The sequence below is a fragment of the Vibrio inusitatus genome (assembly GCA_024346935.1).
GTDB lineage: Bacteria > Pseudomonadota > Gammaproteobacteria > Enterobacterales > Vibrionaceae > Vibrio > Vibrio inusitatus.
Genome location: AP024878.1, coordinates 2,471,988 through 2,495,333, shown reverse-complemented (window position 1 = coordinate 2,495,333; position 23,346 = coordinate 2,471,988). Strand labels below are relative to the sequence as shown.

At 44.6% G+C, this 23,346-nt stretch carries 19 protein-coding genes; 14 read left to right on the top strand and 5 right to left on the bottom strand.

What is annotated here, in order from left to right; all coding sequences use genetic code 11:
- Positions 1-67: 67 nt before the first annotated feature.
- From folB to OCU48_RS11415, 3 genes are read left to right on the top strand one after another with little or no spacing between them, the layout of a single operon-like run.
- Positions 68-427, top strand: a complete 360-nt coding sequence (gene folB, locus OCU48_RS11425; protein ID WP_141344906.1) for a dihydroneopterin aldolase — start codon at positions 68-70, stop codon at positions 425-427.
- Positions 424-933: a 2-amino-4-hydroxy-6-hydroxymethyldihydropteridine diphosphokinase gene (folK, locus tag OCU48_RS11420; RefSeq protein WP_141344907.1), complete on the top strand. Its 510-nt coding sequence runs from the start codon at positions 424-426 to the stop codon at positions 931-933. The genes folB and folK overlap by 4 nt, the downstream gene beginning before the upstream one ends.
- Positions 930-1,733: an undecaprenyl-diphosphate phosphatase gene (locus OCU48_RS11415; protein ID WP_141344908.1), complete on the top strand. Its 804-nt coding sequence runs from the start codon at positions 930-932 to the stop codon at positions 1,731-1,733. The genes folK and OCU48_RS11415 overlap by 4 nt, the downstream gene beginning before the upstream one ends.
- Positions 1,734-1,801: 68 nt before the next feature.
- On the opposite strand, the gene OCU48_RS11410 is transcribed toward OCU48_RS11415, so the two are convergent.
- Entirely contained in the window at positions 1,802-3,034 is a 1,233-nt protein-coding gene (locus OCU48_RS11410) for a multifunctional CCA addition/repair protein (protein ID WP_141344909.1), read from the bottom strand.
- 163 nt (positions 3,035-3,197) lie between these two features.
- Here OCU48_RS11410 and OCU48_RS11405 point away from each other — a divergent pair, with 163 nt between their 5' ends.
- Positions 3,198-4,829, top strand: a complete 1,632-nt coding sequence (locus OCU48_RS11405; RefSeq protein ID WP_141344910.1) for an ExeA family protein — start codon at positions 3,198-3,200, stop codon at positions 4,827-4,829.
- Positions 4,829-5,650, top strand: a complete 822-nt coding sequence (locus OCU48_RS11400) for a general secretion pathway protein GspB (protein ID WP_141344911.1) — start codon at positions 4,829-4,831, stop codon at positions 5,648-5,650. Before OCU48_RS11405 ends, OCU48_RS11400 begins: the two co-directional genes overlap by 1 nt.
- A 47-nt stretch (positions 5,651-5,697) precedes the next feature.
- Here the strand turns inward: OCU48_RS11400 and OCU48_RS11395 are convergent, their stop codons facing one another.
- The 3 genes from OCU48_RS11395 to OCU48_RS11385 all read right to left on the bottom strand — a co-directional run bounded on the left by OCU48_RS11395 (position 5,698) and on the right by OCU48_RS11385 (position 8,456).
- Positions 5,698-6,309, bottom strand: a complete 612-nt coding sequence (locus tag OCU48_RS11395; RefSeq protein WP_141344912.1) for a TIGR04211 family SH3 domain-containing protein — start codon at positions 6,307-6,309, stop codon at positions 5,698-5,700.
- A gap of 156 nt (positions 6,310-6,465) precedes the next feature.
- Complete coding sequence (locus tag OCU48_RS11390) at positions 6,466-7,731, bottom strand: inorganic phosphate transporter (protein ID WP_141344913.1); 1,266 nt, start codon at positions 7,729-7,731, stop codon at positions 6,466-6,468.
- 44 nt (positions 7,732-7,775) lie between these two features.
- Positions 7,776-8,456, bottom strand: coding sequence for a TIGR00153 family protein (locus tag OCU48_RS11385; protein WP_141344914.1), 681 nt, complete (start codon positions 8,454-8,456; stop codon positions 7,776-7,778).
- 187 nt (positions 8,457-8,643) lie between these two features.
- Between OCU48_RS11385 and OCU48_RS11380 the strand changes: the two genes are divergently transcribed.
- The 3 genes from OCU48_RS11380 (at position 8,644) to hldE (ending at position 14,650) form a co-directional block, all read left to right on the top strand.
- On the top strand, positions 8,644-10,161 hold the full coding sequence (locus OCU48_RS11380; protein ID WP_141344915.1) for a CYTH and CHAD domain-containing protein: 1,518 nt from the start codon (positions 8,644-8,646) through the stop codon (positions 10,159-10,161).
- 113 nt (positions 10,162-10,274) lie between these two features.
- Positions 10,275-13,139, top strand: coding sequence for a bifunctional [glutamate--ammonia ligase]-adenylyl-L-tyrosine phosphorylase/[glutamate--ammonia-ligase] adenylyltransferase (gene glnE, locus OCU48_RS11375; RefSeq protein WP_141344916.1), 2,865 nt, complete (start codon positions 10,275-10,277; stop codon positions 13,137-13,139).
- Between the two features lie 80 nt (positions 13,140-13,219).
- The gene (hldE, locus tag OCU48_RS11370) at positions 13,220-14,650 is read left to right on the top strand and encodes a bifunctional D-glycero-beta-D-manno-heptose-7-phosphate kinase/D-glycero-beta-D-manno-heptose 1-phosphate adenylyltransferase HldE (RefSeq protein WP_141344917.1); all 1,431 of its coding nucleotides are present in this window, start codon (positions 13,220-13,222) and stop codon (positions 14,648-14,650) included.
- Positions 14,651-14,754: 104 nt separating this feature from the next.
- Here hldE and tolC read toward each other — a convergent pair whose 3' ends face one another.
- Complete coding sequence (gene tolC / locus OCU48_RS11365; RefSeq protein ID WP_141344918.1) at positions 14,755-16,071, bottom strand: outer membrane channel protein TolC; 1,317 nt, start codon at positions 16,069-16,071, stop codon at positions 14,755-14,757.
- Between the two features lie 261 nt (positions 16,072-16,332).
- Between tolC and nudF the strand changes: the two genes are divergently transcribed.
- The 6 genes from nudF (at position 16,333) to parC (ending at position 23,296) form a co-directional block, all read left to right on the top strand.
- A complete protein-coding gene (gene nudF / locus OCU48_RS11360) occupies positions 16,333-16,968 on the top strand; it encodes an ADP-ribose diphosphatase (protein WP_141344919.1) in 636 nt (211 codons plus the stop codon).
- Complete coding sequence (locus tag OCU48_RS11355) at positions 16,950-17,390, top strand: DUF1249 family protein (RefSeq protein WP_141344920.1); 441 nt, start codon at positions 16,950-16,952, stop codon at positions 17,388-17,390. Before nudF ends, OCU48_RS11355 begins: the two co-directional genes overlap by 19 nt.
- A gap of 33 nt (positions 17,391-17,423) precedes the next feature.
- Positions 17,424-18,242: a 3',5'-cyclic-AMP phosphodiesterase gene (gene cpdA / locus OCU48_RS11350; RefSeq protein WP_141344921.1), complete on the top strand. Its 819-nt coding sequence runs from the start codon at positions 17,424-17,426 to the stop codon at positions 18,240-18,242.
- Positions 18,243-18,836, top strand: coding sequence for an esterase YqiA (gene yqiA / locus OCU48_RS11345; RefSeq protein WP_141344922.1), 594 nt, complete (start codon positions 18,243-18,245; stop codon positions 18,834-18,836). It begins immediately after the preceding gene.
- Positions 18,837-19,160: 324 nt separating this feature from the next.
- Entirely contained in the window at positions 19,161-21,041 is a 1,881-nt protein-coding gene (gene parE, locus OCU48_RS11340; RefSeq protein WP_141344923.1) for a DNA topoisomerase IV subunit B, read from the top strand.
- Positions 21,042-21,043: 2 nt separating this feature from the next.
- Complete coding sequence (gene parC / locus OCU48_RS11335; protein ID WP_141344924.1) at positions 21,044-23,296, top strand: DNA topoisomerase IV subunit A; 2,253 nt, start codon at positions 21,044-21,046, stop codon at positions 23,294-23,296.
- Positions 23,297-23,346: the final 50 nt, after the last annotated feature.

Below are 23,346 nucleotides of genomic sequence, written 5' to 3'. Positions count from 1 at the left end.
ATCTTTGTAATTGTGCTTATTTTATGTGTATAAGTTGCAAAAATGAGGCATTAAAGGAATCGACATCATGAATCAGGACAGAGTCTTCATTGAACAGCTTGAGGTTATTACTACCATCGGTGTGTATGACTGGGAACAAGAGATTAAGCAAAAGCTAGTGCTTGATATAGAGATGGCCCATAACAATCAGCCCGCTGGAAACAGTGATAATGTTGACGATGCATTGGATTACTTCTCGGTAAGCCAAGCGGTACTCGCTCATATTCAAAATGGTCGTTTTCTTTTAGTCGAGAGAGTTGCCGAAGAAGTTGCTGCGTTGATCATGAATCAATTTAATGTGCCTTGGCTGAGAATTAAGCTGCGTAAGCCTGGTGCTGTTCCACAGGCGAGTAGCGTTGGTGTGGTTATTGAGCGAGGCACGCTGTGACCCAAACCTACTTAGGTATTGGGACAAACATAGAGCGTGATAAACACGCTCGTGCTGCGATCATAGAGCTGCAACGTTTGGGTGTTAATCTCCAAGTCTCTACGATTTACCGGTGCCCAGCTGCCGGTTTTGATGGTGCGGAATTTTATAATTTCGTGGTTGGCATAGATACTGATTGGGCGCTGCCTGAATTATCTCGTCGATTGCGGGCCATAGAAGTGGCTTACGGTAGGCCCGAAAATGCAATGAAGAAACAAGATCGTACACTTGATATCGATATTCTTCTGTTTGGTGAGGAGATATCAAAGCAATCTCTTCAGCTACCAAGATGCGATATCTTCAAGTTCAACTTTGTACTTCAGCCCTTATATGAACTTTGCCCTGACCTAGTCATACCTGGCGATGGACGCTCTGTAAGGCAAGTTTGGGAACAAGAATTTAACTCTATAGGCGGTATGTCTAATCTTACTGCTATAACTTTAAACCTAAGTGATGATTATCAATGAGCTATTTTGAAGCCTTTGCGTTGGCCTTAATTCAGGGCCTGACTGAATTTTTACCAATTTCGAGCTCTGCTCATCTAATTTTACCTTCAGCCGTTTTAGGCTGGGAAGATCAAGGGCTAGCCTTTGACGTCGCGGTGCACGTAGGAACCTTATTGGCAGTGATTCTTTACTTTAGAAATGAAGTAGTCACCCTTTTACGTGCATTCTTTGGCTCTGTGTTTAAACAGCAACATAACAAGGAATCTAAGCTCGCATGGATGATCATCCTTGCAACTATCCCTGCAGGTCTTGCCGGACTTTTCCTAAACGATCTAATAGAGCTTTATCTGCGTAGTGCTTGGGTTATTGCTTGTACTACTATTATTTTCGGTCTTTTACTGTGGCATGCTGATAAATCATCAAGCTTTGAGATCGATGAATATCAAGCAACATGGAAGAAAACGCTAATAATAGGCATAGCGCAGGCGATGGCTATGATCCCTGGTACTTCACGTTCTGGTGCGACTATTACAGCGGCTCTATACCTAGGCTTTACTCGTGAAGCGGCTGCTCGATTCTCTTTCTTGATGTCGATTCCTATCATCACTTTGGCGGGCGGATACCTTGGAACTAAATTGGCGTTTAGTCCAGAGCCAATGCACTTAGGTGTGCTGGGCACTGGTATTCTAGTGTCGTTTATTAGTGCTTACATCTGTATTCACTACTTCTTGAAGCTGATTTCTCGCATGGGCATGACACCATTTGTGATTTACCGATTGCTTCTAGGTGCAGGCCTGTTTGCATTCCTATTAAGTCAGTAAGTTCTAATTTCATTGAAAAATCCCCGCTCAAGCGGGGATTTTTTTATCTATGTATTAAGCAGTGAGATCTAATCCCAAACCCAACTCTGTTTTACTTCATCAATAGCTTCCACTCTGCGCCTGTTTAGTTCCTCACGAATCTCTTTTCCTGCAAAACCTGCTTGAATCACTTGCTGCACGTTAACTGAAACCGCAGATTGATGGACGGCCTCCATGTAATCTCGTTGTGGGTATGGCGTAGATTCATGTCCAAGTCGCCCTTGTGAATCTGCTTGGCAGGTAATCAGTACTTGTTTGAGGACTGCAGGTTTACGCCACACATCAAAGCTATCGAGCACCCGTAGCAGGGTCGAAGCCTTGAGCTCTTGAGCTCTATGGATATTGGAGTGTTGCTTACAAACATGCAGTGCCAGTTCTTTATATTGATTAGGTACTCTAAGGCGCTTACAGAGTTTATCGATGATCTTTAACCCTGTATGGCAGTGCATTTTGTGGCTTGGCCATTCTTGCTCTGGTGTTACGCCTTTGCCCAAGTCATGCATTTGAGCTGCAAAGCGGATCTCTGGCTCAATGGTTAGCCCAGAGGCGCGCTTAGCAACCATGATGGTATGAATACCCGTATCAATCTCAGGGTGCCACTTTTCAGTTTGTGGAACTCCAAACAGTCGGCTTAACTCGGGAATGACAACTTGTAAGGCACCGCACTCTTGCAGAACCTGAATAAATACTTGAGGATCTTGCGTCAGTAAGGACTTTTGCCACTCTTGCCATACACGTTCAGCGGTAAGGGTTTCCAGCTCTCCAGACTTTACAATCTCGCGCATTAACGTCTGAGTTTCCTGAGCTACGCTAAATCCAAGGTGGTGCAGTTTTGCTGCAAAACGCGCTACTCGAAGTACGCGCAGAGGATCTTCTACAAAGGCATTGGAGACATGGCGGAGTAACTTATTCTGTATATCTTGTTGCCCGCCATAAGGGTCATAGAGTTCGCCTTTGCTATCTTGCGCCATGGCATTGATTGTGAGATCACGACGTATTAGATCCTCTTCAAGGGTAACGTCCTTCGAAAAATAGCAATCAAAACCTGTGTAACCGGCACCTGACTTCCGTTCGGTTCTAGCGAGTGCATATTCTTCATGTGTCTCTGGGTGCAAGAAAACGGGAAAGTCTTTACCCACAGCTTGATAGCCAAGGTTCAAGAGCATTTGTGGCGTAGCTCCAACCACAACCCAGTCTTGGTCATAGTTATCGATATTCAGCAGCTGATCTCGAACTGCGCCACCCACTAGATAGGTTTGCAATGGTTTTCCCTCTTTATGGCATATTGGAACAAATGATATGAGTAGTATACTGGTACCAATAGCTGTGTATTGGTATCACTTGCCTACAAAGGTTTACTTTACTTTCTTTGTTTCAATGGTAGCTTGGCCGTAGTAGAAAAAGAAGTGTCGATAGAAGTTCTGAATGTATAAGGATTATTTTGGCTTTGTAGAAGAGCCGTTTTCAATTGTTCCTAGCTCAAAGTATCTATTTTTGAGTGCACGTCACCGTGAGGCTTTGTCTCATCTGCAGATCGGCCTCAATAGTGGAGGCGGTTTTGCTATGCTCACGGGAGAGGTTGGAACCGGTAAAACTACCGTATCAAAAGCGATGTTGGCTAATCTTGAGGGTAACTGGGTCGCGGGCCTCATTCTTAATCCTACCTTCTCTGAAATAGAACTCCTTGAAGCTATTTGTGATGAGTTTTCGCTTTCTTATGAACAACCCACAAGTCTCAAGCAACTTTCTCAAATCATCAATAATTACCTTTTAGATAATCATCAGAAAGGCTTACAGACATTGGTGTTGATTGATGAAGCTCAGCATTTGTCTCGGCAAGTATTAGAACAATTGCGTCTGCTGACGAATCTAGAAACGGACAGCCATAAGTTACTCAAGGTGTTGCTTGTAGGACAGCCGGAATTGCAACACAAGCTACAAACAATAGAACTAAGGCAGTTAGCGCAGCGCATTACTGGACGCTATCATTTGCTGCCATTAGTTGAGAAAGAAATTGCGGACTACATAGGGTTTCGTTTACGTATTTCAGGAGTGAATGACGCACTATTTTCCGATAAGGCAATTAGAGTCATTGCTTCGCACTCACAAGGCATTCCGCGCCTCATCAATTTAATCTGTGATAAAGCGCTGCATTACGCAGTGTTGACTCAACAGCGCTCTGTTGACCATAAGGTGGCGACAAAAGCGTGTGAGGATGTGTTGGCTTATCAGGCTCCTGCTCTTCATCAATCACAGCCTATAAAATCTCCAACTAACCACTGGCTATCGCCAACTCTGCTTGCTCTAGTTGTAGCCGTTAGTTCTTATGTTGGCTTAACGGCTTGGCAACAGTGGCAGAATTTGCAAACTGAGCATCAGATGCAGCAGCAACAGACTTTGCAATTGCAAAGTGAGATGAACGAATTAAATCAATTGGCCAATGAAAAACAGCGACGCTTTGTTCAACTGATTGAACAAAGCCGTTCTCCAATGAGTGCTATGCAGTCTCTGTATCGCTTGTGGGGATACAACGCTTCAATTGTCGATGCGGACTGCGAATATGGCACACAACCTCCCTTTCATTGTTTTCAAGGCGCAGCAGACCTCCCTGAAATTGTCGCTTCCAACAGACCTGTTGTGCTGACCTTGTACGAACAGCAGAAACCTTATTTTGCGGTCTTGAGAAGTATTCATAATGACAGTGTAGAGCTACTGCTTGCAGGAGAGCGTGTCCAGTTACCGATTACATGGCTGAATGAGCACTGGAAAGGACAATTTAGATATTTGTGGTATAGCGAAATTCTGCAAACCCTAAAATTGAATAATTCTGGCGAGCAAGTTCTGATACTTGATGAGCTTCTGGCAAAGGTGTTGAATGCTAAACCTTTAAACACCGCAACCTATAACGATGCTTTACAAAAGAGAGTGTCAGCATTTCAATCCTGGCAGGGACTTGATGCAGATGGGGTCGCGGGAAATCGAACCTTGCGTCAGCTCGATAGATTGACCAGTGAAAATGCGCCAAGATTATTGGGTGACACTAGGGAGGGGTTGTGATGTCGCAAGTACTTAAAGCGCTAGAGCAATCTCAAAAGCAATTTCAACAGACTTCTACATCGATGAATATGCCTAACTTTACCCAGAAAACTCAATCGGGTATTGGCAAGGCAAGATTGGTGATTGCGATAGTTGCTGGATTAGGTTTGGGTGTAGCAGGTCATGCTATATTAGCAAACTCTTCACTGACTCAAGCACTGGCAGAGAGTCTAACACCACCTATTAGTCGTTTGCTTGTTGATGAGAGTTCTTCATACAGTGAGGTAACACGGGTTATTGAACCTAGCTTGAATGTAACCTTTCTTCCAGATAAACAGCCTATTGCGCTTCTCCCTTTACCTAGGATAGAACAACAAAAGCAGGTTGTTACAGCCGCACCTCGCTCTAGGCCACAGCCTGCAATGACCATAGATACTAAGCCTCTACCCGAGCCGGTGAGGACGGAAGGGGAGTGGAGTCTGCCAGAATTGGATCTTTCTGGTCTATCTCCTGAGCTTGCTAGTAGTGTTGCCAATGTGCTTGATAATCCATCCAATTATCAAGTGGATGAAATTGATGAAAATCAGCTGAATGTTCAAATAGTAGAACTAGACAAAGACAGCGAGCGCTTTAGAGGTCGCTTACCAGCATTGAATTTACAAACTCATATGTACGCTAGCAATCCAAAACACCGTTGGGTGAAAGTTAACGGTACTGAGTTGCAAGAAGGGGATTCAATTGATGGTGACATCAAAGTAGTGGAGATAGCACCACGTTATATTGTGGTTGAATTCTCCGGTGAGAAGATTGAAATTCCCGCCTTGTACGATTGGCAAGGATAAGTAAAAACAAAAAAAGCTGCCAATGGCAGCTTTTTTTATGATTAGGTTTATGCCCAGCCGTTAGGGGATTTTTTGCGGCGAGGAATAACGTGTGGAAGTAATAGACCAAACAGTAAACCTAGACCGGCTACACCACCTCCGTACATGAAGTACTTCAATAGAAGGTCTTCTTTTTGAGTATCTAAGCGAGCGCGAAGTTCACGAACCTCTGTTTGTGCGGAAAGTAACTGGTCACTCACTTTCTTGTAGTTCACTTCCATCTCGGCAATCTGCGTATTACGGCTTTCCAGAGAGCGAACCAAGCCTTCTTGCTCTTGCTCTGCTTGTTCATTAAAACCAGCTAATTCAGCTTTCACTTGCGCTAGTTCTTTTTCTAGACGAGGCATACGTGTTGCCATACCTTCGGTATTGGTTACGTACTTTGACTCAACCCAACCTTTGCGACCGCGCTGATCAACTACTTCAGTGTAACCACTGTTCTTGTTAGTTTGGACTAGAGAGACAGCTGCGCCTGCATCTACGCTACCAATGATTCGATATTGAGCATTTGGGCCCGAGTGCATGTAGGTAAATAGGTTATCAGAAATATAGCGAGTCTGAGCCCACGCTGCTGGTGCTGTCATCACAGCAGCAAGAGCGATTAAAAAAAGTTTTTTCACTGTGCGTCCTTCAGAAAATCAAATTCAGGTGAGGAATGGCATTCCGTCAATGCCTAAATAGTAAGTAGATTCGAGGTTGCCTGCAACTAAAAGAGGGAGCAATGCCCCCTCTCTAACGTAAGTTTGTCAAAATATGACAGACCCTTGACATTTTTCCTAGACGAAAATCATCAACATGATCTCGTAGAACAGGATTGCTAGTAAAGCACCAGCAGGAAGCGTTACAACCCAAGACACTACAATGTTACGTACAACACCAAGATTAAGAGCTGCGATACCACGCGCAAAGCCAACACCCAATACCGCACCTACTAAGGTTTGTGTGGTGGAAATAGGCAAGCCCGTACCAGAAGCCAGTACTACAGTACTTGCGGTTGCAAGCTGGGCTGCAAAGCCGCGGCTTGGTGTTAGCTCAGTGATACCTGTACCTACTGTCGACATCACTTTATGGCCCATAGTCGCAAGACCGACTACGATACCTACACCACCAAGAGGCAGAATCCACCAAGCAATCTTAGTTTTTTCTTCAATTTCCCCCATGTTTTGAATGGTAGAAACGATAGCAGATAGTGGACCAATCGCATTTGCAACGTCGTTTGAGCCGTGAGCAAATGCCATAGCACATGCTGTGATTACCATTAGTGTGCTAAATATCTTTTCAACACCAGTAAAACTGTGTTCATGATTGTCATGATCAAGCTTGAAGCGTTTTTGGATGTATAGGTAACCGATTAACATAACCAGTAAAGACACAGCTACAGCCCAGAACCATGCTTCACCGTTTGATAGGTGCAAGCCTACGTGTTTTAGGCCTTTTTTGATGGTGACTAGCGCAATAACAATCGTGGTTAAAAACATGTACACAGGTACATATTTTTTCGCGTTTTGTAGCGGTTTGTCGGTATTGAATATGAATTTCTGCGCACTTATGAAGATAAAGTAGGCAAACAAACCAGAGATAAATGGCGTAACAACCCAGCTACCAACGATACCTTGAACTGATCCCCAGTCTATGGCTTCAGAACCAACTGAAACCATGGCGAAACCGATGATGGCACCAATGATCGAGTGAGTGGTTGATACAGGCCAACCCATGTAAGAGGCAAGGAGTAGCCAAGTACCGGCTGCCAGCAGCGCTGACATCATACCAAATACAAGTAAATCAGGAGTATTGATGAAGAGAGTGGTATCAATAACCCCCTTTCGAATGGTGTCAGTTACTTCACCACCGGCAAGGTAAGCACCGGCAAATTCGAAGATCATTGCGATAATGATCGCTTGTTTTACGGTTAACGCCTTAGAACCTACTGAGGTCCCCATAGCGTTGGCGACGTCGTTGGCACCGATACCGATAGCCATCAAAAAACCGAATACGGCAGCAGCAATCAAAAGTGTTGTGCCGTAGTTAGCTAGAATATCCATTAAATATCCTTTGATATTAATTAGTTAAATGGGGTGGAGAATGATTAGCTACGTGCAATCATCAATTCTAGACGGGCACAAACACGTTGTGCTTGGTCCGCTATTCCACCAACCCACTCGAGGATTTTGTACAAGAACATCACATCAATTGGATTGTATTGATCTTCAATATCTCTGAGGCTTCGGCGCAAATCTATCTGCATTTGATCAGTATCGTCTTCAATACGATCGAGTTCATCGATCATAGACTCTACCAGATCCACTTCACGTCCTTTGAAGCCTGTCTCTAGCAATTCATCTAACTCATTGATTACCTTGTGCATCTGCCCTACAGCATCTAAGCAACGTTTTACGTACACTAAGAATTCTTCATGCAAATCTTCAGGAATAAGTAGATTTCGGCCTAGAACACGGCCGCAGATGTCTTTAGCAATGTTAGCTACTTTGTCTTGTTGGGTTAACAACTCTAACAGATCACCCCTATCAAATGCCATGAATAGGCCAGTAGGTAGGTGCAAACGAATCTGACGTTTGAGGGTGTCAGCTTCTTTTTCTAATGTAGAGATTTGTTGGCGGTAATCGGCCGCCTTTTCCCAATTATCGGCATTAGAGGCAGCAAAGAACGCAGGCAAAAGTGAAGCACACTCGTAAACCTTCGCTCCGTGTTGTTGCAACGGCTTTATTGGCGATTTTGCGAATAAACCCATGATGGTATTGACTGGCATATTTGTATTGTCATGTGATTGTCATGCTGGGGTGTAACTATAATAGGTTTTTTTCGTATTAAAAGGGTTTCTGTGACTTAAAATTGCACAAATGTGCTTTTTTTCGTGATTTAGATCAGGGGAATGTCACTTGCTGATAAACTCTTTTCGACTTAATCTGCATTAGACAGTCGATTATGAGTGAATTATGGAAACTGAAATAGAGCTGAAATTTTTTGTTTCACCACAATTCTCAGAAGTTCTGAGAGAGAAAATTCCGCACAACAAAATCCTTCAACATAGTAGCCGAGAACTCGGAAATATCTATTTTGATACTCCAGATAACTGGTTGCGTGAACACGATATAGGGATGCGTATTCGCCGCTTTGATGATGTTTATGTGCAAACAGTAAAAACCTCTGGTCGAGTAGTGGCCGGTTTACATCAACGCCCTGAGTATAACGCAGAACATACCAGTGATGACCCAGACTTATCTTTGCATCCAGAAGATATTTGGCCGGAAGGTCGTAGCATCAAGGAGCTTGGTGGGCAGTTACAGCCTTTGTTTGCCACTAATTTTACCCGTGAGTTATGGCTGGTGGGTATGGCCGATGGAAGTCAGGTTGAGGTTGCATTTGACCAAGGTCTTGTTGTTGCTGGAGACAAGAGTTCACCGATCTGCGAAGTAGAGCTAGAGCTTAAGTCGGGGCAAACGGACGCTTTGTTTACTCTAGCAAGGCAGCTGTGTGAAGATGGTGGCATGCGTCTTGGTAACCTTAGCAAGGCCGCCCGCGGCTATCGTCTCGCGCAAGGGTTTACTGGTAGTGAAGCCAAAGCCTTGGAATTGGTAGAGGTGACTCAGCAAGACAATGTAGAAAGCTGCTTCATTAAATCGCTGGAATATGCTTTGGCGCATTGGCTCTACCATGAGCAAGCCTATGTAGAATCGCCTTCGATGGATTGCCTACATGAGATTTGCTCTTCATTGAGCTTTGTTAGACAAACGCTTGCGGTCTTTGGCGGTATAGTTCCAAGACGCGCGAGTGCCATATTGAGACAAGAATTAAAGTGGTTAGAGCAAGAGTTAGGCTGGATAAAGTCAGCAGACTACCTAGATGACCTAACAGAGGACAGAGGACACGCCTTGCGTAAACTGGATGCTCAGAAGGCACTGGTTAAGCAACTTCATGTCATGCGCAGTGATTTGCCGTCAGAGAATGAAGTTTTGCAGTTGCTAGAATCGGCCCGCTATACAGGTATTATCCTCGATTTAAGCCGCTGGGTATTAACCAAAGGCTGGCAGCCATTCTTGGATGACAAAGCAAGCAATGCGATGTCTGGCAATTTAGTGAGTTTTTCTCAAAATCAACTTGATCGCACTTGGGCTGAACTAGTGAGCGCTTTCCCTGTTGAGCAAACACTAATGCCAGAAGATTATATCGATGAGCATTACCATCTAAATAGGAGCCTGTTTTCGGGTATCTGCTTTGCTGCGCTCTTTGATCAGGAATCTCGTCAAGCATTTCGTTTGCCGTGGGCGGATCTATCACAAGGCATAGATGAGCTTCTAACTTTAGCACCAGTGCGTGAATTAGTAGGGCAACTTGAAGGTGAAGAACAAGAGCAGTTGCAGCGTTGGTTAGAGCGACAGCAAGCTTCTATATTGCATGCGATGGAGCAAACTAGAGCAATGTGTATGGAAGTTCAGCCTTATTGGAAGTCATAGATTCCATAGTTTCCTATGTATTGAAACACATTTCAGTGTTACAGCGCTTGCTCTCGAGTAAGCGCTTTTTTATGCTCTAGTTAATATTGCTTGGACGCAACAATGGAGCCCTCATGCATTCCCACCCTGAACAAGTCGAAATAAATAGATATCAACAGCTTAGCGAGAAGTATCCCTCCGTTATCGAACAATGGCCATCGCAACGGCTAGAAGAGCTACAAAGGGTGATTGAGTTCAGCTCGTTTATCTATGATCGACTGCTGTGTGATGAGTCCATGCTGCTGCAACTTCCTGAAATGCTCGACAGTCACGAGCGCTGTGATCACTATCGAGATGATCTGCAGGAACGTTTGGCTGAATGCCATGATGAAAATGCAGTAATGAAGGTGCTCCGATTTTTTCGTAATCATGAACTTATCACTATTGCTTGGCGAGATATTGTCGCGAGTTGGTCTGTTGAACAAAGCCTTTCACATGTATCCATGCTGGCAGAAGCGATGATCTTTGAGAGCTATGCTTGGCACTATGCTGACTGCGTTAAGCTATGGGGCACGCCTAAAAACTCAGAGGGTATCGAGCAGCCTATGTTGATCATTGGTATGGGTAAGCTTGGTGGAGGGGAGTTGAATTTCTCTTCCGATATCGATCTGATCTTTACCTATCCTGAAAATGGAGAAACTGAAGGTACGAGGCGCTCTATCGCCAATGCGCAATTTTTTACTCGCCTAGGACAACGCCTGATCAAATCGCTGGATCAAGCGACTATTGATGGTTTCTGTTATCGAGTAGATATGCGACTTCGTCCCTTTGGTGAGAGTGGACCCTTGGTGATGAGCTTTGCCGCTTTAGAAGACTACTATCAAGAGCAAGGGCGAGACTGGGAGCGTTACGCCATGGTCAAAGCGAGAGTAATGGGTCGAGAGATGTACCCTCAGTACCAAGAGTTAAGACAGATGCTACGCCCATTTGTGTTTCGCAGATACATTGATTTTAGCGCTATACAATCATTGCGACGAATGAAGGCGATGATTCGTAGCGAGGTTCGCAGACGCGGACTAACCAACAATATCAAGTTAGGCCCTGGTGGAATTCGTGAAATTGAGTTTATTGCTCAGGTCTTCCAGTTAATTCGCGGAGGTCGAGAGCCAAGCCTGCGTGGTAGAGGCTTACTTGAAACCCTAGAAGCAATAAAAATACAGCATCTTCTTGAGCCAAGTGATGTTGATGGAATGATGGCTGCCTACAAGTTTTTGCGTCGCCTTGAGAACCTCATCCAGGCTATGGAAGACAAGCAAACGCAAACCCTCCCTGATGATGAAGAGAGCCAAAGAAAATTAGCAGTAGTGATGGGTTTTAGTCGCTATCTCGAAATGCAGACTCAATTGAATACACATATGGCGAATGTGCACCAAGTATTTGAATCATTAATTGGGGATGAAGAAGAGCAGGGACAGGAAATAGACTCTGTTTACATGGAAATGTGGAGTTTAGCGAAAGAGCCAGATCAAGTGATTAATCTCTTGCAGGAACTGTCTATCAACGTAAAAGAAAAGCAACTTTCAGAGCTTTCTATTAGCTTGTGTAATTTTAAAACCGATCTAGGTAAAAAGACCTTAGGGCCTAGGGGACGAGAAGTGGTTGGGCGCCTAATGCCTAAGTTACTGCATGCGGTGTTGAATCATCCAGAAGGAGAGTTTGGTCTAGAGCGTGTATTGGCTGTATTGTCTAAGATTGTTACTCGAACGACTTACCTAGAGCTATTAGATGAGCACTCCGCAGCACTTGATCAACTAGTACGACTTTGTACCGCTAGCCCAATGATTACCGAGCTATTAGGCCGTTACCCTATATTGCTGGATGAATTATTAGACCCACAGCAACTGTATAAGCCTGTTGATCTCAGCAGTTATAAATCAGAACTAAGAGATTATCTTGCTCGCATTCCTGAAGAGGATATGGAGCAACAAATGGAGGCGTTGCGACAGTTCAAGCAAACTTGCATTTTACGCATTGCAGCAGCAGATATTGCGGGCGTGTTGCCAGTTATGCAGGTAAGTGATCACTTGACCTACTTAGCTGAGGCTATTGTTGAGCAAGTCGTTAATCAAGCCTGGCATCAGATGTCGGCAAAATATGGTGAACCAAACCATTTACAAAACCGTGATGGACGTGGATTTGCCGTACTTGGCTATGGAAAAGTGGGCGGATGGGAGTTAGGGTACAATTCGGATCTTGATATTGTGTTTGTTCATGATTGCCCAATGTCTGCTTATACTGATGGAGAGAAGTCTATTGATGGTAGGCAGTTTTATCTTCGTCTTGCCCAGCGCATTACTCACCTGTTCTCGACACGAACAGCTTCTGGGATACTTTATGAAGTAGATACTCGATTAAGACCTTCAGGAGCCTCTGGTTTAATGGTAAGCCCAATTGAGTCTTACGAAGAATATCAACTTAAGGAAGCGTGGACGTGGGAACATCAAGCCATTGTTCGTGCTCGTCCTATTTATGGTGATGCGACATTAGTTGACGCCTTTGCAAAGGTCAGACATAAAGTACTTTGTTTGGTACGTGAGCAGAATCAGTTGCGAGATGAAGTGGTCAAAATGCGCGAGAAAATGCGCGATCACTTAGGCGGCAAGAAGAACGATAGATTTATGCTAAAACAAGACCCTGGCGGGATCACTGACATCGAATTCTTAACGCAATACTGGGTTCTCAATTACTCTCATCAACACCCAAGCCTTGTGAAATGGTCTGATAATGTGCGAATCCTTGAGAGTTTGGTTGATGTCGAGATACTTTCTTTTGAGCAAGCCAAGAACTTAACTGCGGCATATACGACGATGCGTAATGAAACTCATCGACGTAATCTATTGAATCTTGATACCGATGTTGCCTTAGATAAGTTTGTGGAACAACGTCATCTAGTGATTGATATGTGGTGTGAATGGATGAAAGAAGCACAACAAAGTTAAATTGCTCAAATGGTTAGCGCCACTTTGATATATCCCTAGCTATGCTAGAATTGTAAACAAAAATTCTTAACGGAACTTATATGAAGCCTATTCTTCCCGACTACAGTACTTCGGGCGTTCTAATTGTCGGTGATGTCATGCTCGATCGCTATTGGTATGGCCCCACTGGACGTATTTCTCCAGAAGCACCGGTACCTGTAGTCAAAGTCGAAAACAATGAAGAGCGACCAGGTGGTGCTGCTAACGTTGCAATGAATATTGCCGCGCTGGGTGGAAGCACTCACCTTGTAGGTTTAACAGGTATTGATGAGCCTGCAAGAGTTCTGACTGAGAAGTTAAATGCGCTTAAAGTACAATGTGACTTTGTGTCTTTTCCGGATTATCCAACTATCACCAAGCTTCGTGTGATGAGTCGTGGGCAGCAAATGATACGCCTAGATTTTGAAGATAAATTTGAGCAGATTGATTCGCAGCCGATACTGTCTCGCATGGATTTATCTCTAAACTCTGTGAAAGCCGTAATCTTGTCTGACTATGCCAAGGGTGCGCTAGAGCATTCAAGAGCGATGATAGACAGAGCAAATAAAGTCGGTGTGCCTGTATTTGTTGATCCTAAAGGCGCAGATTTTGAGCGCTACCGTGGCGCGACACTATTAACGCCTAATATGTCTGAGTTTGAACACGTCGTAGGCTTGGTTAAAGACGACGAAGAATTGGCTGAAAAAGGGTTGGCGTTGATCGACCAATTTGACCTTCAAGCATTATTGGTTACTCGCAGTGAGCATGGCATGACGCTACTGCGTCGAGGACAAAAGCCATTTCACCTCCCAACACAAGCACAAGAGGTGTATGACGTCACCGGTGCGGGAGATACAGTGATTTCAGTATTGGCGGCATCTGTAGCTGCTGGTAAGCCGTTAGATGAAGCTTGCGCACTAGCGAACGCTGCAGCGGGAGTAGTTGTTGGCAAGCTAGGCACTTCAACTTTGTCTACTATTGAGCTTGCAGAAGCTGTACATGGCTCACAGGATACGGATTACGGAGTAATTGGTGAAGCTGCACTGATTAAGGCTGTGAAAAAAGCACAAGCTAAAGGCGAGAAGGTTGTCATGACTAATGGCTGCTTTGATATCTTGCACGCGGGTCACGTTTCATATCTTAACCATGCCGCCGAGCTTGGTGAACGCCTTATTGTAGCGGTAAACACTGACGATTCAGTGAAACGCTTAAAAGGCCCAGCTAGACCAGTGAACCCAACGGATCGTCGTATGGCGGTACTTGCAGGTCTAGGTGCGGTAGATTGGGTGGTGCCATTTTCTGAAGATACGCCACAACGTATAATATCTGAAATCCTACCTGATTTATTGGTTAAGGGAGGCGACTACAAGCCTGAAGAGATTGCGGGTGGTAAAGAAGTGATTGAAGCGGGTGGTCGAGTAGAGGTATTGAACTTTGAAGATGGCTGTTCGACAACAGAAATCATTGAAGCTATTAAGGGTGGAAAAGAGTAATACCAATTACCGTTATTTACTACGATAGGTGTCATTCTTCCTCGAAATAAAAAAGGCTGGTCATTGACCAGCCTTTTTTATTTTTAACACTTATTCGCGCTAGATTACGACGCTAGTGGATCGGTTGTAGATACTTTTAGACCGGTATTAATATCAAGAATATCTTGTTCGCTCAGAGTGCCTACCGCTTCTTTTAATTGTAGGACACTGATGATGTAGTTATAGCGAGCATCTGAAAGGTTGCGCTTCGCTTCAAACACACGGCGAGTGAAGTCTAGTACATCAACGATAGTACGAGAACCTACTTCGTAACCGGTTTCCACTGCGGCCAGTGCCGATTCAGCAGAAATTAAAGATTGCTCAAAAGCTCGAATAGAGCCAATCGTTGCGTCGATGTTGTTGTTCGATGCACGTACAGTTTTCACAACAGAACGATAAGAGGCTTCTAGGTCTTCGCTTACGGCTACATAATTGTACTCAGCTTGTTTAACCTGCGACGTAACACTACCACCAGTATAAAGAGGTACAGAAAGGTTGATACCTAGGTTGTAGTTAGTATCGTCTACATCTTGGTCGCTAAGAGTGCCGTTAGCGTAACCTGCACTAGCATCAAAAGTCAGTGATGGTAAATGGCCTGAACTTGCCAAGCGAATATTGTCACGAGCGATATCTTGATTAATACGTGCAGCAAGTAGACTTAGGTTTTGTTGTTGGGCTTGATCAACAAGTGCATCTGAAGATTTTTCCGATTCAGCTGCTGAGAAGCGTTCAATATCTAGAATATCTAGGTTTTGATGGCCAACACCAGTAATCTCACGCAGTGTTTCATAGCTATTTACTAAATTGTTTCGGGCAACAACTTCTTCGGCTAGAACGCTATCGTACTCTGCTTGTGCTTCGTGCACGTTAGTGATTGCAGATAGTCCTACTTCAAAACGTTGTTTCTCTTGATCAAGTTGTCGTTCAACAGCACTTTTCTCTGCTCGAACAAACTCTAGACTGTCTTGAGCTCGCAATACTTCAAAGTATGCGGTTGCGACTCGAAGGATAAGGTCTTGTTGCTGCGCTGCATAGGCTGAGTCTGCTTGACGTGCATTTTTCTCTGCGGTTTCTAGGGTTACCCAGCTTGAGCGTTGATAAAGCTCTTGGCTTAAGCCAATACCTGCAGTAAACGCATTATCTTCTGCACCGAAGTAGCTTTCACCGTAGTTGTAACCGGCAGTTAGGTTAATTTGAGGTAGCAAGGTACTGCGTGATGAAGTGACGGACTCGAAAGCCTCATCACGTTGAGCTGCAGAGCGTAAAAGCGTTGGATCGCTATTTTTGGCTTGATTGTAAACGTCAGCTAGATTCTCCGCCATGGCTGGTAAAGACAAGCCAGCTAGCGTAGCTGATACTAAAATGGACAGCGCTTTCTTCATTGTCGTAACTCTTCCTGCTACTTAAATTCGTGTTTAATAACTAGATTATAGTTCTGTGCTTTAATGTGATTTGATTTCACACAGTTCTGTATAGAGTACTACAAAAACGAGCAAAAACCCTATTGTTAGATGCCTTAGTTCAAAACTTTCATGTTCTTACATAAGCTTGCAGTAATCTTTCCAAAAACGAAGAAGTAATTTGATGGTCAACGCTGTCTACACTTGATAGGTTTGTTCAATCACTTACTACAGAGAACCTTTATGTCTAACGATGGCTCCTATCCCACTTTTCACAATGATGATGTTGAAATATTAACAACGGATACCTTGTTTAAAGGTTTTTTTAGCTTAGTTAAAGTGAAGTTTCGCCATCGGTTGTTTGCCGGTGGGTGGAGCGAAGAGATAGAGCGTGAGCTCTTTGAACGTGGACATGCGGTTGCTATGTTGCCCTACGACCCAGTGAGTGATCAGGTGGTAATGGTAGAGCAAATACGAGTTGGTGCATTGGGCGAGACAAGGCCTTGGCAGTTAGAGATCGTCGCAGGGATGTTAGACAAAGAGGGCGAAGACCCTATAGATGTAGCAAAACGCGAAGCGGTGGAAGAGGCCGGACTAGACGTGACTCAAATCGAACACATTAGTGGTTATTATCCATCGGCTGGCGGATGCTCGGAGCGATTGGAGTTGTTTGTTGGGCAAATTAAAGCGCCGACATCGGCAGGTTTGTTTGGTTTAGCGTCGGAAGGTGAAGATATTTGTGTTCACATTTTGACCAGAGAAGAAGCTTATGAGATGGTTGAGAGTGGTACAATTGAGAACGCAGCATCAATTATTGCTATTCAATGGCTGATGCTGAATCACCAACAATTGAGGACACAATGGGTAGTTCAAGGCTAGTGGGTTCAAATTATCATGTTGATTTTGCAGGACTCATGCGACTGTACGAGACTAATTATGCCAAATTAAACGCACTGCTTCCTCGTCAACCTGAAGTCGGAGACAAGAGAACCTATCAAGTTCAATTTCAGGTTTATCAGATAAATGTGTTAGAGATAACTCGCTACACGACCTTAGTTGACGTGTTTCAGTGTGATGAAGCTCCCACTTTTCCACTTCCGCACATGACTGTGCGCTTATATCACGATGCAAGGGTTGCAGAAGTGTGTGCAAGTGAAAAAATGAGGGTAACTCATGCAAGATATGATTACCCCAACAAAAGAATGATGCAGAAGGATGAAAAGCACCAGCTCAATCAATTTCTTGGAGACTGGCTGACATTCTGCCTAAAAATGGGTATCAGTAGAGAGCCCTTACTGTGAGCTCAGGCAAAAATAATATTGGAAAGACAGATTGTGGAACCACAGATAGTTGCGGCGGAAGAGACCGTCCAATTAGTACAGATTACAGATACGCATTTATTCGCTGATGACGAAGGATGTCTGCTAAGTGTTAATACAGGCCAGAGCTTCATTGCTGTGGTCAACGATATCGTTGAACGCAAAGTCGAGTTTGACGCTATTGTGGCGACTGGGGATATTTCCCAAGATCACTCAACTGCTTCCTATTCACGCTTTGCTGATGGGGTCAAACCTCTTGAAAAGCAATGCTATTGGTTGCCAGGAAATCACGATCAAAAGTCGAATATGATCAGTGTATTACCTTCACCTCAAATCCAAGAAGTCGGGCATGTATTAGCTGGAGAATACTGGCAAATAATCATGCTAGATAGCCAAGTTGAAGGTCTGCCACACGGCTACCTTGAGGCAAATCAACTAGAGTTACTCGATAATAAGCTGACTGAATTTCCAGAGCGGCATACCCTAGTATTGTTGCACCACAATACATTGCCTATTGGTAGTGCTTGGTTAGATCAGCACAAACTGCAACGTGCTCATCAATTTTGGGAAGTGCTAGGGCGACACCAAAATGTTCGTGCAGTATTGGGCGGACATGTGCATCAAGACTTTGAAAAAGAGCATCACGGTGTACAGGTTTTGGCCACGCCTTCAACATGTATCCAATTCAAAGCTAACAATGATGAATTCGCTCTCGATACCTTGTCTCCTGGTTGGCGTCATCTGCAGTTGCATAAAAACGGTCAATTAGACTCACAAGTTTATCGACTCGAAGAGGGATGCTTTATTCCTGATTTTGAGGCTGAAGGGTACTAAATGCCCATTCTGTCCAAGCCAGCTTTACTCCTTTATTTGCACGGCTTCAATAGCTCACCACAGTCTCTTAAGGCGCAGATTATGGCCGAGTTCTGTGCAGAATATCGTCCAGACATTCGCTTTGTAGCGCCGCAACTACCCGTTTATCCAGAGCCTTGTATTCAAATGCTTGAGCAACTTTGTGATGAACTGACATCTGATTATGAAGTGGGATTGGTGGGTAGTTCTATGGGGGGCTACTTGGCGACTTGGCTAAACAAAAAATACGGTTTTAAAGCGGTATTGGTCAACCCTGCGGTCAAACCTTATGAGCTGTTACAAGATTTTCTTGGACCACAGCTGAATCCATATACTCAAGAACAGTATCTGTTGGAGCCTCTGCATGTAGAGCAGCTTCGATCGATCGATGTGCCTGATATTAACGATAGATCTGATTTTTGGTTGCTACAGCAGCAAGATGATGAAGTGCTGAATTATCAGCAAGCGGTTGAAAAATACCTCGGGTGCAAACAGACTGTCGAAGAGGGAGGGAATCACAGTTTTGTCGGGTTTGAGCGTTATCCAAGCGCAATAGTAGAGTTTCTTCAACTCTAGGCTAAATCTACTCATTGCTGGTGAATTGCTTGAATAGCACACAATCATCATGCTTTTTAATCAGGAAGTCAGTGCAAACTTGACATAACCGCCACAGCGCCAGACTATGTAATGTAGCCAAGTTGTATCGCGGTTTGTGGAAGACGTACGAACTATCCAAACTCAATTCTTCTATATTCAACGCTAGACAGCTATTGGCACCCAAGTGGTGCTAGCCAGGGTTTCTGAGTTTCAATACACAGAAACACTCCAGCCAAGTAGGTTGCGACTTTTCTCATTGATGAGAAGCGATGTTTAACAACGCCAAGAGTAAATTTTCAAATTATGACTGAACAATATAACGCTGGGGCGATAGAGGTCTTAAATGGCCTAGAGCCAGTCCGCCGTCGCCCGGGCATGTATACCGACACTGTGCGTCCCAATCATCTTGGGCAAGAAGTTATCGATAACAGTGTCGATGAAGCGTTAGCGGGGCATGCGTCCAAAGTACAAGTTATTCTTCATTCCGATCAATCTCTAGAAGTCATTGATGATGGTCGTGGTATGCCGGTGGACATCCACCCAGAAGAAGGCGTGTCAGGTGTTGAGCTTATCCTATGTAAACTACATGCTGGTGGTAAGTTCTCTAACAAGAACTACCAGTTCTCAGGTGGTTTGCACGGAGTGGGTATTTCTGTTGTAAACGCACTGTCTAAGCGTGTGGAAGTTAATGTTCGTCGTGACGGTCAGATCTATCAAATTGCTTTTGAGCATGGCGATAAAGTACAAGACCTTACTGTAGTCGGTACTTGTGGCAAACGTAACAGTGGTACAAGTGTTCACTTCTGGCCTGACAGTAAATACTTCGATTCGGGCAATTTCTCCGCGACTCGATTGATCAACAATCTAAGAGCCAAAGCGGTTCTTTGTCCAGGTCTTGAAATCACTTTTAGCGATAAAGTGAACGGTAAGGATCATAAGTGGTATTACGAGAGTGGTCTTAAAGACTACTTAGCCGAAGGTGTTAAAGGTTACACGCTGTTACCAGAAACCCCATTCACTGGTCAGTTTTCTGCAGAAACAGAGGCGGCTGATTGGGCGATTATCTGGCAACCAGAAGGTGGTGAACTCATCACTGAAAGTTACGTTAACCTGATCCCTACCTCTCAAGGTGGTACTCATGTTAATGGTCTACGCCAGGGATTGCTGGATGCAATGCGCGAGTTTTGTGAATTCCGCAACTTACTTCCGCGTGGCGTGAAGTTAACTGGTGATGATGTCTTTGAACGCTGTTCTTATGTGCTATCGATTAAAATGCAAGACCCGCAGTTCGCAGGACAAACCAAAGAGCGTCTGTCTTCTCGTCAGTGTGCAGCGTTTGTTGCTGGAGTGGTGAAGGACGCATTTAGCCTTTGGCTGAATGAAACTCCGCACATTGCTGAGCAGTTAGCTGAAGCGTGCATTGCTAATGCGCACCGTCGTATGCGAGCAAGTAAAAAGGTAGTGCGTAAAAAGGTAGCCTCTGGCCCAGCACTACCCGGAAAATTGACTGATTGTTCAGTGCAAGATTTAGCTCGTACAGAGCTCTTCCTAGTGGAAGGTGACTCTGCGGGTGGCTCGGCCAAGCAGGCTCGTGATCGTGAGTTTCAAGCTATTATGCCATTGCGCGGTAAAATCCTTAATACATGGGAAGTCAGTGCTGATCAGGTACTAGCTTCACAAGAGGTTCATGATATTTCCGTTGCCCTTGGTATCGACCCTGATACTGAAAACCTTGATGGCTTACGTTACGGTAAGATTTGTATCTTAGCGGATGCAGACTCGGATGGACTGCATATCGCAACTCTGCTTTGTGCTCTGTTTACTCGTCATTTTGGCGCACTAGTGCGTGCTGGTCACGTATACGTTGCTATGCCACCATTGTTCAGGATTGACTGCGGTAAAGAGGTGTTTTACGCCCTTGATGAAGATGAAAAAGAAGGGGTGTTGGAGCGCTTAAGTAAGAAGCGAGCCAAGATCAATGTTCAGCGATTTAAAGGCTTGGGTGAAATGAACCCACTGCAACTTCGCGAAACGACTATGGATCCTAACACTCGACGTCTAGTGCAACTGACTATTGATGATAATGAGCAGACCATGGAAATGATGGATATGCTTTTGGGTAAGAAGCGAGCGGATGATCGCCGTCATTGGCTACAAAATAACGGCGATATGGCTGAGGTATAAGAATGTCGAACGAGATTACATATGATGGCGTAGAACAACTGCCAATGCGGAAGTTCACAGAAGACGCCTATCTAAACTATTCAATGTACGTAATTATGGATCGTGCATTGCCTTATATCGGGGATGGTTTAAAGCCCGTTCAGCGTCGTATTATCTACGCGATGTCAGAGTTAGGATTGTCAGCTTCTTCCAAATACAAAAAATCAGCTCGTACTGTGGGTGATGTACTAGGTAAGTACCACCCACACGGCGACTCAGCGTGTTACGAAGCTATGGTATTAATGGCGCAGCCATTTACCTACCGCTACCCACTAGTCGATGGACAGGGTAACTGGGGTGCTCCGGATGATCCCAAATCCTTTGCCGCGATGCGTTATACCGAATCTAAACTTTCTAAGTTTGCTGAGGTGTTACTTGGGGAGTTAGGTCAAGGTACCGTTGAATGGCAGCCAAACTTTGATGGCTCGATGAAAGAGCCTCAGATGCTGCCAGCACGTCTGCCACATATCCTGCTTAACGGCATTACGGGTATTGCAGTTGGTATGGCGACCGACATACCACCACACAATGTGCGTGAAGTGGCTGATGCTACTATGGCCTTGATTGATAATCCAAAAGCAGAGTTGCCGGATGTCATGCAGTTCGTGCAAGGGCCAGACTATCCAACAGAGGCTGAGATTATCTCGCCAAAAACGGATATTGAGAAGATCTACCGAACTGGGCGTGGCAGTATCAAGATGCGCGCGGTCTGGCACAAAGAGGCCGGTGACGTCGTCATCACCGCTCTGCCACATCAGGTTTCGGGCTCTAAACTACTTGAGCAAATTGCCAATCAAATGCGCGCGAAGAAGCTACCTATGGTGGATGATCTTCGTGACGAATCTGATCATGAGAACCCAACACGAATTGTTATTGTGCCACGTTCAAATCGTGTGGATTGTGATCAGCTAATGAATCACTTGTTCGCATCAACGGATTTAGAGAAGAACTACCGTGTTAATCTGAATATGATTGGCCTGGATAAGCGCCCGCAGGTGAAAGGTCTTGTTCAGATTCTAAAAGAGTGGATTGAATTTCGTCGTGCAACCGTGCGTCGTCGCTTACAGTATCGCCTTGATAAGATTATGGCGCGCTTACATATCCTTGAGGGTTTGCTGGTCGCCTATCTGAATATTGACGAGGTGATTGAGATTATCCGTACCCAGGATGATCCAAAAGCAGTATTGATGTCTCGTTTTGAACTTTCTGATATTCAAGCTGACGCAATCTTGGATACCAAGTTACGCCAATTGGCTAAGCTGGAAGAATTTAAGATTCGTGGCGAGCAAGACGAGCTAGAAAAAGAACGTAAACAGTTAGAGTTGTTGCTTGGCTCTGAGCGACGTATGAATACGCTGCTTAAGAAAGAACTAAAGGCTGATGCCGATAAATTTGGTGATGACCGCCGCTCTCCAATTATTGAGCGAGCCGAAGCACGAGCGCTGACAGAAAAAGACCTGCTACCGAGCGAGCCTATTACTGTGGTCTTATCTGAGAAGGGGTGGATTCGTCACGCCAAAGGGCATGAGGTAGATGGCTCCACTCTTAACTACAAGTCTGGTGATAAGTTCCTTACCTCAGCAAGAGGTAAGAGTAACCAGCAATCCGTGTTCCTTGGCTCTGATGGGCGAAGCTATTCATTAGAATCACATTCACTGCCTTCTGCAAGAAGTCAGGGCGAACCGATTACTGGGCGCTTGAATATCTCAACAGGAACCAGTATTCGACAGGTTCTGATGGGAGACGAAGAGCAGTTATGGCTAGTGGGGTCTGATGCCGGCTATGGATTTGTTTGCCGCGGTAGCGACTTACTGTCGAAGAACCGTAGTGGTAAGGCTCTGGTTAACCTACCGCAAGCGGCAGAGATCATGTCACCAAGTGCGATATCAGATCTTGAGAGTGATGAAATCTTAGCGATAACCAACCTAGGTCGCATGTTAATCTTTGCAATAAAAGATTTGCCACAACTTGGTAAAGGTAAGGGTAATAAGATAATTAATATCCCTTCTGCAAAAGCGAAGAGCAGAGAGGAGTTCGTTACTCAGCTAATTTCTATACCGGCTGATGCGACAGTTACTCTGTACGCAGGTAAACGTAAGCTTGGTCTGAAGCCTACTGACCTTGAAAACTTCAGGGGAGAAAGAGGGCGTCGCGGAGCAATGCTACCACGTGGTTTGCAGCGAGTCACCGAAATAGAAGTGCAAACCAAAGAGTAAGCGAGTCTGACTTTACTTAAATAAAAAAACCGCCACGGCGGTTTTTTTAT

What these genes read in the sequence shown, in the direction of transcription:
- parC (WP_141344924.1), top strand. Translation starts at nt 21,044, where the DNA reads ATGTCGAACGAGATTACATATGATGGCGTAGAACAACTGCCAATGCGG.
- OCU48_RS11380 (WP_141344915.1), top strand. Translation starts at nt 8,644, where the DNA reads ATGGAAACTGAAATAGAGCTGAAATTTTTTGTTTCACCACAATTCTCA.
- parE (WP_141344923.1), top strand. Translation starts at nt 19,161, where the DNA reads ATGACTGAACAATATAACGCTGGGGCGATAGAGGTCTTAAATGGCCTA.
- OCU48_RS11390 (WP_141344913.1), bottom strand. Translation starts at nt 7,731, where the DNA reads ATGGATATTCTAGCTAACTACGGCACAACACTTTTGATTGCTGCTGCC.
- tolC (WP_141344918.1), bottom strand. Translation starts at nt 16,071, where the DNA reads ATGAAGAAAGCGCTGTCCATTTTAGTATCAGCTACGCTAGCTGGCTTG.
- OCU48_RS11405 (WP_141344910.1), top strand. Translation starts at nt 3,198, where the DNA reads ATGTATAAGGATTATTTTGGCTTTGTAGAAGAGCCGTTTTCAATTGTT.
- OCU48_RS11400 (WP_141344911.1), top strand. Translation starts at nt 4,829, where the DNA reads ATGTCGCAAGTACTTAAAGCGCTAGAGCAATCTCAAAAGCAATTTCAA.
- folB (WP_141344906.1), top strand. Translation starts at nt 68, where the DNA reads ATGAATCAGGACAGAGTCTTCATTGAACAGCTTGAGGTTATTACTACC.
- nudF (WP_141344919.1), top strand. Translation starts at nt 16,333, where the DNA reads ATGTCTAACGATGGCTCCTATCCCACTTTTCACAATGATGATGTTGAA.
- hldE (WP_141344917.1), top strand. Translation starts at nt 13,220, where the DNA reads ATGAAGCCTATTCTTCCCGACTACAGTACTTCGGGCGTTCTAATTGTC.
- glnE (WP_141344916.1), top strand. Translation starts at nt 10,275, where the DNA reads ATGCATTCCCACCCTGAACAAGTCGAAATAAATAGATATCAACAGCTT.
- OCU48_RS11385 (WP_141344914.1), bottom strand. Translation starts at nt 8,456, where the DNA reads ATGCCAGTCAATACCATCATGGGTTTATTCGCAAAATCGCCAATAAAG.
- OCU48_RS11415 (WP_141344908.1), top strand. Translation starts at nt 930, where the DNA reads ATGAGCTATTTTGAAGCCTTTGCGTTGGCCTTAATTCAGGGCCTGACT.
- yqiA (WP_141344922.1), top strand. Translation starts at nt 18,243, where the DNA reads ATGCCCATTCTGTCCAAGCCAGCTTTACTCCTTTATTTGCACGGCTTC.
- OCU48_RS11355 (WP_141344920.1), top strand. Translation starts at nt 16,950, where the DNA reads ATGGGTAGTTCAAGGCTAGTGGGTTCAAATTATCATGTTGATTTTGCA.